Origin of the sequence: Streptococcus oralis, assembly GCF_019929365.1 — a bacterium.
Lineage (GTDB): Bacteria > Bacillota > Bacilli > Lactobacillales > Streptococcaceae > Streptococcus > Streptococcus oralis_BT.
The window spans coordinates 25,083-40,123 of record NZ_JAHZPH010000008.1 but is presented as its reverse complement, the minus strand read 5'-3'; the positions used below and the strand labels follow the sequence as shown (position 1 = coordinate 40,123).

Below are 15,041 nucleotides of genomic sequence, written 5' to 3'. Positions count from 1 at the left end.
TACATAAATTCCTAAAAAGGAGGCGAAAAATGTCTGAGGAAATAAAAAACGAAGAAGTAAAAGAAGAGGAAGTTGTTGAAACGACAGAAGAAACAACTCCTGAAAAGTCCGACTTGGACTTGGCAAATGAACGTGCCGAAGAATTTGAAAATAAATATCTACGAGCACACGCTGAAATGCAAAATATCCAACGTCGTGCCAATGAAGAGCGTCAAAACTTGCAACGCTATCGCAGTCAAGACTTGGCAAAAGCAATCTTACCATCGCTCGACAACCTAGAACGTGCCCTTGCCGTTGAAGGTTTGACAGACGACGTCAAAAAAGGATTGGAGATGGTGCAAGAAAGCTTGATTCATGCTTTGAAAGAAGAAGGAATCGAAGAAATCGCAGCTGACGGCGAATTTGACCATAACTATCATATGGCCATCCAAACGCTCCCAGCAGACGATGAACATCCAGCAGATACCATCGCCCAAGTCTTCCAAAAAGGCTATAAACTCCATGACCGCATCCTAAGACCAGCAATGGTGGTAGTTTATAACTAGGAGGAAAGATATGTTAGATATTTTTGAAAAAAATAAGAAACAAAATGAAGAATATCGTGAAACTGCGCAACGTTATCATCAAGGGAAGAATATATGTGATAAATGTTCAGGAAGTGTGAATGTTTCTGTATTTATGGACGGCTATGCGAATAGTGAAGATGAATGGCTATCTTGTCCTCATTGTGGTTATAATGCTTACATTAGGACAAGAGGGATTGCTAAAGCAGAAAAAGGGTAGCTTCTCTTGTCCGAAACGACAATAAACTATGAAGAAAGATAAGAGGCAAGCCGGAGGCTTGCAAGGAAGGTATTTCCCGCCGTGGTGAAAGTTTCAGTAGCTTATGCTACTGAAGCAGGGGATTTTTGAGACAATAGGCTCAAAAATAAGTGATGAAATCCCGTAGGGAGTTGCTCACGTCCCCACCACTTAAGGGGAATATCAAGAAAAATCAAAATTAGAATTAAAATAATAAGGAGAAAAACACATGTCTAAAATTATCGGTATTGACTTAGGTACAACAAACTCAGCAGTTGCAGTTCTTGAAGGAACTGAAAGCAAAATCATCGCAAATCCAGAAGGAAACCGCACAACTCCATCTGTAGTTTCATTCAAAAACGGTGAAATCATCGTTGGTGATGCCGCAAAACGTCAAGCAGTTACAAACCCAGATACAGTTATCTCTATCAAATCTAAGATGGGAACTTCTGAAAAAGTTTCTGCTAATGGTAAAGAATACACTCCACAAGAAATCTCAGCCATGATCCTTCAATACTTGAAAGGTTACGCTGAAGATTACCTTGGTGAAAAAGTAACTAAAGCTGTTATCACAGTACCAGCTTACTTTAACGATGCTCAACGTCAAGCAACAAAAGACGCTGGTAAAATCGCTGGTCTTGAAGTAGAACGTATCGTTAACGAACCAACAGCAGCAGCCCTTGCTTACGGTTTGGACAAGACTGACAAAGAAGAAAAAATCTTGGTATTTGACCTTGGTGGTGGTACATTCGACGTCTCTATCCTTGAATTGGGCGACGGTGTCTTCGACGTATTGTCAACTGCAGGGGACAACAAACTCGGTGGTGATGACTTTGACCAAAAAATCATCGACCACTTGGTAGCAGAATTCAAGAAAGAAAACGGTATTGACTTGTCTAATGACAAGATGGCAATGCAACGTTTGAAAGATGCAGCTGAAAAAGCGAAGAAAGACCTTTCTGGTGTAACTTCAACTCAAATCAGCTTGCCATTTATCACTGCTGGTGAAGCTGGACCTCTTCACTTGGAAATGACTTTGACTCGTGCCAAATTTGACGATTTGACTCGTGACCTTGTTGAACGTACAAAAGTTCCAGTTCGTCAAGCTCTTTCAGATGCAGGTTTGAGCTTGTCAGAAATCGACGAAGTCATCCTTGTTGGTGGTTCAACTCGTATCCCAGCCGTTGTAGAAGCTGTTAAAGCTGAAACTGGTAAAGAGCCAAACAAATCAGTGAACCCTGATGAAGTGGTTGCTATGGGTGCGGCTATCCAAGGTGGTGTCATCACTGGTGATGTTAAAGACGTTGTTCTTCTTGACGTAACGCCATTATCACTTGGTATCGAAACAATGGGTGGTGTCTTCACAAAACTCATCGACCGTAACACAACAATCCCAACATCTAAATCACAAGTCTTCTCAACTGCAGCAGACAACCAACCAGCCGTTGATATCCACGTTCTTCAAGGTGAACGCCCAATGGCAGCGGATAACAAGACTCTTGGACGCTTCCAATTGACAGATATCCCAGCTGCACCTCGCGGAATTCCTCAAATCGAAGTAACATTTGACATTGACAAGAACGGTATCGTATCTGTTAAAGCTAAGGATCTTGGAACTCAAAAAGAGCAAACAATCGTCATCCAATCTAACTCAGGTTTGACTGATGAAGAAATCGACCGCATGATGAAAGATGCCGAAGCGAACGCTGAAGCAGATAAGAAACGTAAAGAAGAAGTAGACCTTCGTAACGAAGTAGACCAAGCAATCTTTGCGACTGAAAAGACTATCAAGGAAACTGAAGGTAAAGGCTTTGACGCAGAACGTGATGCTGCTCAAGCTGCCCTTGATGACCTTAAGAAAGCGCAAGAAGACAACAACTTGGACGAAATGAAAGCAAAACTTGAAGCATTGAACGAAAAAGCTCAAGGACTTGCTGTGAAACTCTACGAACAAGCCGCAGCAGCCCAACAAGCTCAAGCACAAGCAGGAGCAGAAGGCGCACAAGCAACAGGAAACGCAGGCGATGACGTCGTGGACGGAGAGTTTACGGAAAAATAAGATAGTTCGGTGGACTATTTTATCCCGAGCTTGAAAATCAGACAGGAATAAGAAGAAATCCAGAGGTTGCAACCCAGCCTCTGTTTTTCGGTAAAATAGAGGATGTTGCGTATGAAAAAAGTACTTTGTATCATTTATCCTAATTTTTCTCTTTATGAGATAACCGCTTTAACAAGTACTTTAGCTCTGTCTTTTGACATCACGATTGATTATGTCGCTTCAGATTATTCGATAGTTATATCTGAGGATGGCTTACCTTGTCAACCTACAAAAACATTGGATCAAATCTGTATAGAAGAGTATTCTTGTATCATTTTACCAGGAATGGTAAATATAGGGCCTGCTCTACAGGATGAAAAATTAAATTCTTTTTTGAAAGAACTCGGTGAGCAGGATATCTTAATTACAGCAATTTCTTCTGCGCCCGTTTTGTTAGCGAAAGCTGGCTTGTTGAATGACACGAAATTTACAGGTGGAATTTGGCAAAACTTCTTTGACTATTTTGAATTTCTTCCACGTGAAAATTTCCAACCCAAAGTTCTTGTGCAAGATAAAAATATCATTACGGCTATAGGTTTTGCACATCAAGAGTTTGCAAGAAAAGTGATTCTTAGTCTAGGTTTGGCAGAAAATACTGACAACTATTTTAAAGAACAGAACGAATATTCAGAAGAGGACTTGATTTTTACTCTATCGGACAAAGAGTTTGATGAAGTGAAGCAGAGTATAGAAAAGATCCTCTAAAGATTTACTTATAAATTACAGAAAGGAATAAGGGTGTTCGTAACTGAACACGGGCTACGGACTGTGCCAAAAAGATAGTTTTTTCTAGGACGCAAGCGTCCGTCGTCAAAACTCCTATTTTGGCTGTGTCCGTTTGACGCCCTTTGTATCTTGAATTATGAACAATACTGAATTTTATGATCGTCTGGGGGTGTCAAAAAACGCTTCGGCAGACGAGATCAAAAAGGCTTATCGTAAGCTTTCCAAAAAATATCACCCAGATATCAACAAGGAACCTGGCGCTGAGGAAAAATACAAGGAAGTTCAAGAAGCTTATGAGACTTTGAGTGACGACCAAAAACGTGCTGCCTATGACCAATATGGTACTGCGGGTGCCAACGGTGGCTTTGGTGGTGCTGGTGGTTTCGGTGGCTTTGACGGAGCAAGTGGCTTCGGTGGTTTTGAGGATATCTTCTCAAGTTTCTTTGGCGGAGGCGGTTCTTCGCGCAATCCTAACGCTCCTCGCCAAGGTGATGACCTCCAATACCGTGTGAATTTGACTTTTGAAGAAGCCATTTTCGGAACGGAAAAAGAAGTGAAATACAACCGTGAAGCAAGCTGTCGTACATGTAATGGCTCTGGTGCTAAGCCAGGGACAAGTCCAGTCACTTGTGGACGCTGTCATGGCGCTGGTGTCATTAACGTCGATACGCAGACTCCGCTTGGTATGATGCGTCGTCAAGTAACCTGTGATGTCTGTCATGGTCGCGGAAAGGAAATCAAAGACCCATGTACAACTTGTCATGGAACAGGTCATGAAAAACAAGCTCATAGTGTACATGTGAAGATCCCTGCTGGTGTGGAAACAGGCCAACAAATCCGCCTAGCGGGTCAAGGTGAAGCAGGCTTTAACGGTGGTCCTTATGGTGACTTGTACGTGGTGGTTTCAGTTGAAGCTAGTGATAAATTTGAACGTGAAGGAACAACCATTTTCTACAAGTTGAATCTTAATATTGTCCAAGCAGCCCTTGGTGATACTGTGGAGATTCCAACCGTGCATGGCGATGTTGAGTTGGTCATCCCAGAAGGAACTCAGACTGGCAAGAAATTCCGTCTACGTGGTAAGGGAGCACCGAGCCTTCGTGGCGGTGCCGTTGGTGACCAATATGTTACTGTCAATGTTGTGACTCCGACAGGTTTGAACGACCGCCAAAAAGCAGCCTTGAAAGAATTCGCAGCTGCAGGCGATTTGAAAGTCAATCCAAAGAAAAAAGGTTTCTTTGACCATATAAAAGATGCCTTTGAAGGAGAATAAAGTAAAAAGAGCCTCAAGGCTCTTTTTTGTATAATTTTGGGAAATTTAGCGTCGAAAAATCATTTTCCAGTTAGCCTACTATTTATACTTTTGAGTGAGCAAGCCAGCTGCATCCATGTCCTGAATGAGTTGCTTGATTTCTGCTTCTTTGCCAGGCTTAACGGTGATGGTATCAATATGCTTGATCGCCGAGTTATCCTGAATATCCACCAAGGTCAAAGCTTTTTCATAGAATGCAATTCCCTTTTTAAGACTTTCCTGATCATTCCAAAAGAGAATTGAGTAATTGGGATTAAATTTCTTTCCGATTTCTTGGAGATACTTCTCGCTTTCTTTCTCTAAAAACTGCAATAAACCATGATTGAACAAGTTATCCCCTACTTTATAGTAGGAAATCTCTCCTGTCTGGAGGACATAGACTTCGAGTCGATTTTTGGTGAGTTTTGGACTTTCTTTTAGGACGGTGTGACTATTGATAACCTCATCTGAGAAAGTAACATAAAAATGTAAGCCTCCACCCTCGAATTGATACCTTCCATTTGATTCTACTTTCTCAGGAGGGAGGTCAAGGGAGATAAAGATTTGTTTTAAGGATTCATTTCCTTTTTGGATGTCACTCGGTGAGGCCTTGAAAAGATTCATCAGTAGTAGAAATGCCAAGGCTACAAGCAGGCAGAGGCAACCACAAGGGATCGCGATGACCTTCGCTAGAACTTTTAAAAACTGTTTCACTTTCATTCCCTCCCTTTTCTGTTCGAATCTAGTAACCCAAAATGGATTTAAGGAAACTTGGAGGCTTTCTTATTCTTGTTTTTCTTCTTGGAGGATCGCCATTCTAGTTTGGAAATCTTTTTCCAAGACTTTGAATTTATAGGTTAAATCTTTTTGGTATTCCTTGATAAGGGCTTTTTGTTGGTCGATGATTTGTAGGCTGTTTTGGATGATATCCAAATCATCCTTAATGGCTTCGACGCGGTCAGTTGTATCTAGCACTTCATCCTGAATGGCTTGGCGATTTTTTACGACAAAATAACTTCCGGCTGCAGCTCCTGCAAATAGCAATAGATTGGATAGTTTCATGGCATCTCCTTAGGCATTTCTAATGGTTTCAGCGACTTGGGCAAGTTTGTCAAAGTCGGGTTCGTGGGCAATAAAGTCAATCTTGAGGTCATCTTCTGCACTGTAGCGAGGAACGAGGTGCACATGGGTATGAAAGACCGTTTGACCAGCGATTTCCTCGCAGTTGGCAATGATATTCATGCCGGCAGCCTTGGTAGCCTTCATGACTTTTTGAGCTACTGTTGGCACTTGGGCAAAGAGTTGGCTGGCGCTGGTAGCGTCCATCTCCAAAAGATTGCGATAATGCTCTTTTGGTACGACTAAGGTGTGTCCAGGCGTTACTTGAGAGATATCAAGAAAGGCAAGAACCTGCTCATCCTCGTATACTTTTGAAGCAGGAATCTCCCCTGCGATGATCTTACAAAAAATGCAATCTGACATAAAATCCACCTCTACTGTATTGAATTTTGATATAATATAGCTACATTATACCAGATTCGGAGAAAATATGTTAGAAATTAAAAACCTGACAGGAGGCTATGTTCACGTTCCTGTCTTGAAAGATGTGTCCTTTACAGTTGAAAGTGGGCAGTTGGTCGGTTTGATTGGTCTCAATGGTGCTGGGAAATCAACGACTATCAATGAGATTATCGGTCTGTTGACACCTTACAGTGGGGAAATCAAGATTAACGGTCTCACCCTACGAGAAGATGCGACCAACTACCGCAAGCAGATTGGCTACATCCCAGAAACGCCTAGCTTGTATGAAGAACTGACCCTCAGAGAGCATATCGAAACGGTTGCCATGGCCTATGGTATTGAGCAGAATATAGCTTTTGAGCATGTAGAACCTTTGTTAAAAATGTTCCGTTTGGATCAAAAATTAGATTGGTTTCCTGTGCATTTTTCCAAAGGGATGAAGCAGAAGGTCATGATTATCTGTGCTTTTGTGGTGGATCCGAGTCTTTTCATCGTGGATGAGCCTTTTCTTGGCCTCGATCCGCTGGCTATTTCTGACTTGGTTCAGCTTTTGGAAGTAGAAAAGCAAAAAGGCAAGTCTATCCTCATGAGTACTCACGTGCTGGACTCGGCGGAGAAGATGTGTGACGCCTTTGTTATCCTCCACAAGGGGGAGGTGAGGGCTCAGGGGAACCTCCAGCAACTGCGCGAGGCCTTTAACATGCCTGAGGCTAGTTTGAATGATATTTACTTGGCTCTGACCAAAGAGGAGGACCTATGAAAGACTTGTTTTTAAAGAGAAAGCAGGCTTTTCGTAAGGAGTGTGTCGGTTATCTCCGTTACGTTCTCAATGACCACTTTGTCTTGTTCCTGCTGGTTCTCATCGGTTTTCTAGCTTACCAGTACAGTCAACTCTTGCAAGATTTTCCTGAAAATCATTGGCCTATTCTCTTGTTTTTGGGGATTGTCTCTGCCTTGCTTTTAGCTTGGGGAGGAATCGCGACCTACATGGAAGTACCTGACAAACTCTTTCTCTTAGTCAGTGAAGAGGAGGTCAAGTCCTACCTCAAAGGGCAGACAGTGCGCTCATTGGTCTTTTGGCTCTTGGTACAGACTCTCTGCTTACTTCTTTTTGCGCCCTTGTTTTTAGCCATGGGTTATGGCTTGCCAGTCTTTTTTGCCTATATGCTTTTATTGGGGATTGGGAAATACCTCCTCTTTCGCCAAAAAGCCAGTAAATTTTTCACTGAAACTGGGCTGGACTGGGACTATGTCATTGCACAAGAAAGCAAGCGCAAGCAAGTCTTGCTTCGTTTCTTTGCTCTCTTTACTCAGGTCAAGGGAGTTTCAAATAGTGTCAAACGTCGCGCTTATCTGGATTTTATCCTTAAAGTAGTTCAGAAAGTGCCTGGGAAAATCTGGCAAAACCTCTATCTTCGTTCTTACCTGCGAAATGGAGACCTCTTTGCCCTCAGTCTCCGCCTCTTACTCCTATCCTTGTTAGCTGTGATTTTTATCGAGCAGTCATGGATTGCGACAGCAGTGGTTGTCCTGCTTAATTACCTCATGCTCTTCCAGTTGTTGGCTCTCTATCGTGCTTTTGACTACCAGTACTTGACCCATCTCTTTCCTTTAGAAAAGGGTGAAAAAGAGAAGGGGTTGAAACAGATTGTGCTCGGTGTGGGAAGTGTCGTTCTTTTGTTAGAATTGCTGGTCGGAGCAGTGGTTTTTCAAGAAAAAATAGCCTTGTTGACTCTTGTAGGGGCTAGTCTCTTCCTACAATTGTTTTATTTACCTTACCAACTGAAAAGACTGGTTGACGAATAGACCAAAAACTAGTAGAATAGTAAGGAAACTTTATACGGAGGAAAGAAATGGACTTGGGTGATAATGAGCTAACGCTGACCCCTATCCCTGGGAAGAGCGGCAAAGCTTATATGGGAAGCTACCCTGATGGGAAGCGCGTCTTTGTAAAAATGAACACCTCTCCAATCCTACCTGGCTTAGCCAGAGAACAAATCGCTCCTCAATTACTATGGACTCGTCGTTTGCCAGATGGTCGTGATATGTGTGCCCAGGAATGGTTGACGGGCAAAATCTTGACACCGCACGATATGAATCGCAAGCAGATCATCAATATCTTGACACGTCTTCACCGCTCACGTCCCTTGATGAAGCAGTTGAGCCGTTTGGGATATACCATGGAGACGCCAGTAGACTTGTTGCAGTCTTGGAGGCAGGAAGCACCCGAAGTCTTGAAACGACATCAGTACTTAAACTCGGTGATTGATGATTTGCGCAGGACGGTTCCAGGTTTTAGGGAAGACCATGCAACGATTGTGCATGGTGATCTTCGCCATAGTAATTGGATTGAGACGGAGAGTGGACTCGTTTATCTAGTGGATTGGGATTCGGTTCGTCTGACGGATCGCATGTTTGATGTGGCGCATATGCTGTGTCATTATATTCCAGAGCAGCATTGGCATGATTGGCTGACTTATTACGGTTATAAGTACAATCAGACAGTTTTGGAAAAATTGTATTGGTATGGTCAGTATTCTTACTTGAGCCAGATTGCCAAATACTTTGTAAATCAAGATTTAGATAATGTAAACCGGGAGATTTACGCCTTGCGTGTCTTCCGTGACAAGTATGGAAAGAAGAGATGAGAGTTAGAAATCGTAAAGGGGCGACAGAATTACTAGAGGCTAATCCTCAGTATGTGGTCCTCAATCCCTTGGAGGCAAAAGGGAAATGGCGAGACTTGTTTGGAAATGATCATCCTATTCATGTTGAAGTTGGAAGTGGGAAAGGGGCCTTCGTATCAGGAATGGCCAAGCAAAATCCTGACATCAACTACATCGGGATTGATATCCAAAAGTCGGTATTGAGTTATGCCTTGGACAAGGTGCTTGAAGTTGGAGTGCCCAACATCAAGTTGCTGTGGGTAGATGGTTCAGATTTGACGGACTACTTTGAAGACGGTGAGTTTGATCGTCTCTACCTAAACTTTTCAGATCCTTGGCCTAAAAAACGCCATGAAAAACGTCGTCTGACCTACAAGAGTTTCTTGGATACCTTCAAGCGCATTTTGCCTGAGAATGGGGAAATCCATTTCAAGACAGACAATCGTGGCTTGTTTGAGTACAGTCTAGTGAGTTTTTCTCAGTATGGGATGAAACTCAATGGGGTTTGGCTGGACCTGCATGCCAGTGATTTTGAAGGCAATGTCATGACGGAATATGAGCAAAAATTCTCCAGCAAAGGTCAAGTGATCTACCGAGTTGAGGCAGAATTTTAAGAAATAGCTTGAAAACCAGCCGTTTGAGTGCTAATACTTTACATAAATTGACAAACGTGCTATACTGATAGCAAGAATATGAGAAAGAGAGGCGGGGAAATATCTTCGCCTCTTGCTTATGAGGAGGTGGACGCAATCGCAACAATCGTAGAATTAGTCAGAGAAGTTGTAGAACCTGTCATCCAAGCGCCTTTCGAGCTCGTGGATATCGAGTATGGAAAGATTGGCAGTGACATGATTCTCAGTATTTTTGTAGATAAACCTGAAGGAATTACCTTGAACGACACGGCAGACTTGACAGAAATCATCAGTCCTGTCCTAGACACCATCAAGCCCGATCCCTTCCCAGAACAATATTTCCTAGAAATCACTAGTCCAGGCTTAGAACGTCCTTTGAAAACTAAGGATGCTGTCGCTGGAGCGGTTGGGAAATATATTCATGTCGGGCTCTACCAAGCTATCGATAAACAAAAAGTCTTTGAAGGTACCTTGGTATCCTTTGAAGAGGATGAGTTGACTATGGAGTATATGGACAAAACACGTAAGAAAACTGTCCAAATTCCATACAGTTTAGTATCAAAAGCACGTTTAGCAGTTAAACTATAGAAAAGAAAGGATAGCTTTTGAGGATTCAAAAGTGAAGAAAACATGAGTAAAGAAATGCTAGAGGCCTTCCGCATTTTGGAAGAAGACAAGGGAATCAAAAAAGAAGATATCATCGACGCAGTAGTAGAGTCGCTTCGTTCCGCTTATCGCAGACGCTATGGTCAATCTGATAGCGTAGCCATCGACTTCAATGAAAAGACAGGTGACTTTACTGTCTATACTGTTCGTGAAGTTGTTGATGAAGTATTTGATAGCCGTTTGGAAATCAGCTTGAAAGATGCCCTTGCCATTAATTCAGCCTATGAGCTTGGTGACAAGATCAAGTTTGAAGAAGCACCTGCTGAGTTTGGTCGTGTAGCAGCCCAATCTGCTAAACAAACCATCATGGAAAAAATGCGCAAGCAAACACGTGCTATCACCTACAATACTTATAAAGAACATGAACAAGAAATCATGTCTGGTACAGTAGAACGTTTTGACAACCGTTTCATCTATGTCAACCTTGGCAGCATCGAAGCCCAATTGTCAAAACAAGACCAAATCCCTGGAGAAGTTTTTGCTTCCCATGATCGTATCGAAGTTTATGTTTACAAGGTTGAAGACAACCCTCGTGGTGTCAACGTCTTTGTTAGCCGTAGCCATCCAGAAATGATCAAACGCTTGATGGAGCAAGAAATTCCAGAAGTGTATGATGGAACTGTTGAAATCATGAGCGTAGCTCGCGAAGCGGGTGACCGTACCAAGGTTGCAGTTCGTAGTCACAATCCAAACGTGGACGCTATCGGGACAATCGTTGGACGTGGTGGTGCTAACATCAAGAAGATCACCAGCAAATTCCACCCGGCTCGCTACGATGCGAAGAGCGACCGCATGATTCCTGTAGAAGAAAACATTGACGTTATTGAGTGGGTAGCAGATCCAGCTGAGTTTATCTACAATGCCATCGCACCTGCAGAGGTTGACCAAGTTATCTTTGATGAAAATGACAGCAAACGTGCCTTGGTCGTTGTACCTGATAACAAGCTTTCTCTTGCCATCGGTCGTCGTGGACAAAACGTTCGCTTGGCGGCTCACTTGACGGGTTACCGTATCGATATCAAGTCTGCAAGTGAGTTTGAAGCTATGGAAGAAGCAGGTCAAGTGGATTACGCAGCTGCAGACGAATTGATCGAAGAATAAAAGTTGCTAGAGGAGGGAAAGATGAAAATAAGAAAAATCCCTTTGCGCAAGTCTGTTGTATCCAACGAAGTGATTGATAAGCGTGATTTGCTCCGTATTGTCAAGAACAAAGAAGGACAGGTCTTTATCGATCCGACAGGCAAGGCCAATGGCCGTGGCGCTTATATCAAGCTAGACAATGCAGAAGCCCTAGAGGCAAAAAAGAAGAAAGTCTTTAACCGTAGCTTTAACATGGAAGTTGAAGAAAGCTTTTATGACGAGTTGATCGCCTATGTTGATCACAAAGTGAAAAGAAGAGAGTTAGGACTTGAATAAGCAAAAGATAAGCAATCTCTTGGGACTTGCTCAGCGAGCAGGACGGGTCATATCGGGTGAGGAATTGGTGGTCAAGGCCATCCAAGACCAGAAAGCCAAGCTAGTCTTTCTAGCCCATGATGCTGGTCCCAATCTGACCAAGAAGATTCAAGATAAAAGTGACTATTATCAAGTAGAAGTTATAACCGTGTTTTCAACACTGGAATTAAGCATAGCAGTCGGAAAATCGAGAAAGGTTTTGGCTGTGACCGATGCTGGATTTACAAAGAAAATGAGGTCTCTTATGGAATAGAAGAGGAGGACATGATTTGTCTAAGAAAAGATTGTACGAAATCGCAAAAGAACTTGGAAAAGAAAGTAAAGAAGTTGTAGCGCGTGCAAAAGAGTTGGGCTTGGATGTGAAAAGCCACTCATCGAGCGTGGAAGCTGCTGCTGCTGAGCAAATCGCAGCTAGTTTTAAACCTGCACCTGATTCTAAGGCAGAAGCAAAATCTGCAGCACCAAAAGTAAGTGTAGAAAAGAAAGCAGAAAAGCCTGTTTCAACTAAACCAGTTGTCACTAAGGAAGAAAGCAAACCAGCTACACCTGTAGCTCCTAAGGAAGAAAAAGTGGTGGCTGCAAGACCGCAGAGCCGAAACTTCAAGGCGGAGCGTGAGGCACGTGCCAAAGAGCAGGCAGAGCGACGCAAACAAAACAAGGGCAATAACCGTGACCAACAACAAAACGGCAACCGTCAGAAAAACGACGGCCGTAATGGTGGCAAACCTGGTCAAGGAAACCGCGACAATCGCCGTTTCAACGACCAAGGGAAGAAACCACAAGGTCAAGGTGATCGTGGCAATGATCGCCGTCAGCAACAAGACTTCCAGCCAAAACAAGCTGGACCACGTGTTGACTTTAAAGCCCGTGCAGCAGCCCTAAAAGCAGAGCAAAATGCAGAGTACGCACGCTCAAGCGAGGAACGCTTCAAACAATCGCAAGCTGCCAAAGAAGCCTTGGCTCAAGCTAATAAACGCAAGGAACCAGAGGAAATCTTTGAAGAAGCTGCTAAGCTAGCTGAACAAACGCAGCCAGCAGTAACAGTAGCTCCTGTAGCGAAAGAAGCGCCAGTGGATACACGTCGTAAAAAACAAGCTCGACCAGACAAAGAACGTGATGATTATGATCACGAAGAAGATGGTCCTAGAAAACAACAAAAGAATCGAAGTAGTCAGAATCAAGTGAGAAATCAAAGAAATAGTAACTGGAATAACAACAAGAAAAATAAAAAAGGCAATAACAAGAACAACCGTAACCAGACTCCAAAACCTGTTACAGAGCGTAAGTTCCACGAATTGCCAACAGAATTTGAGTATACAGATGGTATGACTGTTGCGGAAATCGCAAAACGTATCAAACGTGAACCGGCAGAAATCGTTAAGAAACTCTTTATGATGGGTGTGATGGCCACACAAAACCAATCCTTGGATGGGGAAACAATTGAACTCCTCATGGTGGATTATGGTATCGAAGCCAAACAAAAGGTTGAAGTGGATAATGCCGACATCGAACGTTTCTTTGTCGAAGATGGTTATCTTAATGAAGATGAATTGGTTGAGCGTCCACCAGTTGTGACGATCATGGGACACGTTGACCATGGTAAAACAACCCTCTTGGATACCCTTCGTAACTCTCGTGTTGCGACAGGTGAAGCGGGTGGTATCACTCAGCATATCGGTGCCTACCAAATAGTTGAAAATGGCAAGAAGATTACCTTCCTTGATACACCAGGACACGCAGCCTTTACATCAATGCGTGCGCGTGGTGCATCTGTTACCGATATCACCATCTTGGTCGTAGCGGCAGATGACGGTGTTATGCCTCAGACTATCGAAGCCATCAACCACTCAAAAGCGGCCAACGTTCCAATCATCGTAGCTATTAACAAGATTGATAAACCAGGTGCTAACCCAGAACGCGTTATCGGTGAATTGGCAGAGCATGGTGTCATGTCAACAGCTTGGGGTGGGGATTCTGAGTTTGTCGAAATCTCAGCTAAGTTCAACCAAAATATCGATGAACTCTTGGAAACAGTCCTTCTTGTGGCTGAAATCCAAGAACTCAAGGCAGACCCAACAGTTCGTGCTATCGGTACGGTTATCGAAGCTCGTTTGGATAAAGGGAAAGGTGCGGTTGCAACCCTTCTTGTTCAACAAGGTACCTTGAATGTGCAAGACCCTATCGTTGTCGGGAATACCTTCGGTCGTGTCCGTGCTATGACCAATGACCTTGGTCGTCGTGTCAAAGTGGCAGGACCATCAACCCCAGTCTCAATCACAGGTTTGAACGAAGCTCCGATGGCGGGTGACCACTTTGCCGTTTACGAAGATGAAAAATCTGCGCGTGCAGCAGGTGAAGAACGTGCCAAACGTGCCCTTATGAAACAACGTCAAGCAACGCAACGTGTCAGCCTTGAGAACCTCTTTGATACGCTTAAAGCCGGTGAGCTCAAGTCAGTCAACGTTATCATCAAGGCTGACGTACAAGGTTCGGTTGAAGCCCTTTCTGCCTCACTTCAGAAGATCGACGTGGAAGGTGTTAAAGTGACCATCGTCCACTCAGCGGTCGGTGCTATCAACGAATCAGACGTGACACTTGCCGAAGCTTCAAATGCCTTTATCGTTGGTTTCAACGTACGTCCTACACCACAAGCTCGTCAACAAGCAGAAGCTGACGATGTCGAAATCCGTCTCCACAGCATTATCTACAAGGTTATCGAAGAGATGGAAGAAGCCATGAAAGGGATGCTCGATCCTGAATTTGAAGAAAAAATCATCGGTGAAGCCATCATCCGTGAAACCTTCAAGGTGTCTAAAGTGGGAACTATCGGTGGATTCATGGTTACGAGTGGTAAAGTTACCCGTGACTCTAAAGTCCGTGTCATCCGTGACGGTGTCGTTATCTATGACGGCGAACTCGCAAGCTTGAAACACTACAAAGACGACGTGAAAGAAGTTACGAACGGTCGCGAAGGTGGATTGATGATCGATGGCTACAATGATATCAAGACTGATGATGTGATTGAAGCATACGTCATGGAAGAAATCAAACGATAATAGAGAAACGATAGCTCATTTGACTCGTTGTCAACAGCGCCTTGATGAACTTCAGTTCTATCAAAGGCTTGTTTCCTAGATTCAAATGGCTCTAGTTCCTCTATCTAATAGAAATAGCTAGGTCTGCTG

The 15,041-nt window shown here is 43.4% G+C and carries 17 protein-coding genes; 14 read left to right on the top strand and 3 right to left on the bottom strand.

Annotated elements, in window-relative coordinates; genetic code table 11:
- The first annotated feature begins 29 nt into the window (after positions 1–29).
- The 5 genes from grpE (at position 30) to dnaJ (ending at position 4,898) form a co-directional block, all read left to right on the top strand.
- Positions 30–545: a nucleotide exchange factor GrpE gene (gene grpE, locus K1I53_RS08545; RefSeq protein WP_223329076.1), complete on the top strand. Its 516-nt coding sequence runs from the start codon at positions 30–32 to the stop codon at positions 543–545.
- A gap of 10 nt (positions 546–555) precedes the next feature.
- Entirely contained in the window at positions 556–783 is a 228-nt protein-coding gene (locus K1I53_RS08540; RefSeq protein WP_125847718.1) for a hypothetical protein, read from the top strand.
- Positions 784–1,030: 247 nt separating this feature from the next.
- Positions 1,031–2,860: a molecular chaperone DnaK gene (gene dnaK, locus K1I53_RS08535; RefSeq protein WP_223329075.1), complete on the top strand. Its 1,830-nt coding sequence runs from the start codon at positions 1,031–1,033 to the stop codon at positions 2,858–2,860.
- 111 nt (positions 2,861–2,971) lie between these two features.
- Complete coding sequence (locus K1I53_RS08530) at positions 2,972–3,604, top strand: DJ-1/PfpI family protein (protein ID WP_125448728.1); 633 nt, start codon at positions 2,972–2,974, stop codon at positions 3,602–3,604.
- A gap of 157 nt (positions 3,605–3,761) precedes the next feature.
- The gene (dnaJ, locus tag K1I53_RS08525) at positions 3,762–4,898 is read left to right on the top strand and encodes a molecular chaperone DnaJ (RefSeq protein WP_125448727.1); all 1,137 of its coding nucleotides are present in this window, start codon (positions 3,762–3,764) and stop codon (positions 4,896–4,898) included.
- 78 nt (positions 4,899–4,976) lie between these two features.
- Here the strand turns inward: dnaJ and K1I53_RS08520 are convergent, their stop codons facing one another.
- From K1I53_RS08520 to K1I53_RS08510, 3 genes are all read right to left on the bottom strand, one after another.
- Positions 4,977–5,636 carry a hypothetical protein gene (locus K1I53_RS08520; RefSeq protein ID WP_125448726.1) on the bottom strand — a complete coding sequence of 220 codons (660 nt, stop codon included), beginning with the start codon at positions 5,634–5,636 and terminating at the stop codon, positions 4,977–4,979.
- Positions 5,637–5,699: 63 nt separating this feature from the next.
- Positions 5,700–5,978, bottom strand: coding sequence for a hypothetical protein (locus K1I53_RS08515; protein WP_125448725.1), 279 nt, complete (start codon positions 5,976–5,978; stop codon positions 5,700–5,702).
- 9 nt (positions 5,979–5,987) lie between these two features.
- A complete protein-coding gene (locus tag K1I53_RS08510) occupies positions 5,988–6,398 on the bottom strand; it encodes an HIT family protein (RefSeq protein WP_096422739.1) in 411 nt (136 codons plus the stop codon).
- Between the two features lie 67 nt (positions 6,399–6,465).
- Between K1I53_RS08510 and K1I53_RS08505 the strand changes: the two genes are divergently transcribed.
- The 9 genes from K1I53_RS08505 (at position 6,466) to infB (ending at position 14,912) form a co-directional block, all read left to right on the top strand.
- The gene (locus K1I53_RS08505) at positions 6,466–7,197 is read left to right on the top strand and encodes an ABC transporter ATP-binding protein (protein ID WP_125448724.1); all 732 of its coding nucleotides are present in this window, start codon (positions 6,466–6,468) and stop codon (positions 7,195–7,197) included.
- The gene (locus tag K1I53_RS08500; protein ID WP_125448723.1) at positions 7,194–8,243 is read left to right on the top strand and encodes an ABC transporter permease; all 1,050 of its coding nucleotides are present in this window, start codon (positions 7,194–7,196) and stop codon (positions 8,241–8,243) included. Before K1I53_RS08505 ends, K1I53_RS08500 begins: the two co-directional genes overlap by 4 nt.
- Positions 8,244–8,290: 47 nt before the next feature.
- On the top strand, positions 8,291–9,085 hold the full coding sequence (ccrZ, locus tag K1I53_RS08495; protein ID WP_125448722.1) for a cell cycle regulator CcrZ: 795 nt from the start codon (positions 8,291–8,293) through the stop codon (positions 9,083–9,085).
- On the top strand, positions 9,082–9,717 hold the full coding sequence (gene trmB / locus K1I53_RS08490) for a tRNA (guanosine(46)-N7)-methyltransferase TrmB (RefSeq protein ID WP_223329074.1): 636 nt from the start codon (positions 9,082–9,084) through the stop codon (positions 9,715–9,717). The genes ccrZ and trmB overlap by 4 nt, the downstream gene beginning before the upstream one ends.
- A gap of 126 nt (positions 9,718–9,843) precedes the next feature.
- The gene (rimP, locus tag K1I53_RS08485; RefSeq protein ID WP_000338695.1) at positions 9,844–10,323 is read left to right on the top strand and encodes a ribosome maturation factor RimP; all 480 of its coding nucleotides are present in this window, start codon (positions 9,844–9,846) and stop codon (positions 10,321–10,323) included.
- 42 nt (positions 10,324–10,365) lie between these two features.
- Positions 10,366–11,502 carry a transcription termination factor NusA gene (gene nusA / locus K1I53_RS08480; RefSeq protein WP_000032277.1) on the top strand — a complete coding sequence of 379 codons (1,137 nt, stop codon included), beginning with the start codon at positions 10,366–10,368 and terminating at the stop codon, positions 11,500–11,502.
- A 21-nt stretch (positions 11,503–11,523) separates the two neighbouring features.
- A complete protein-coding gene (rnpM, locus tag K1I53_RS08475) occupies positions 11,524–11,817 on the top strand; it encodes an RNase P modulator RnpM (RefSeq protein WP_223329073.1) in 294 nt (97 codons plus the stop codon).
- Entirely contained in the window at positions 11,810–12,109 is a 300-nt protein-coding gene (locus tag K1I53_RS08470) for a YlxQ-related RNA-binding protein (protein WP_223329072.1), read from the top strand. The genes rnpM and K1I53_RS08470 overlap by 8 nt, the downstream gene beginning before the upstream one ends.
- Positions 12,110–12,125: 16 nt before the next feature.
- Positions 12,126–14,912 (top strand): translation initiation factor IF-2, encoded by a 2,787-nt coding sequence (gene infB, locus K1I53_RS08465; RefSeq protein WP_223329071.1) that lies wholly within the window; start codon positions 12,126–12,128, stop codon positions 14,910–14,912.
- Positions 14,913–15,041: the final 129 nt, after the last annotated feature.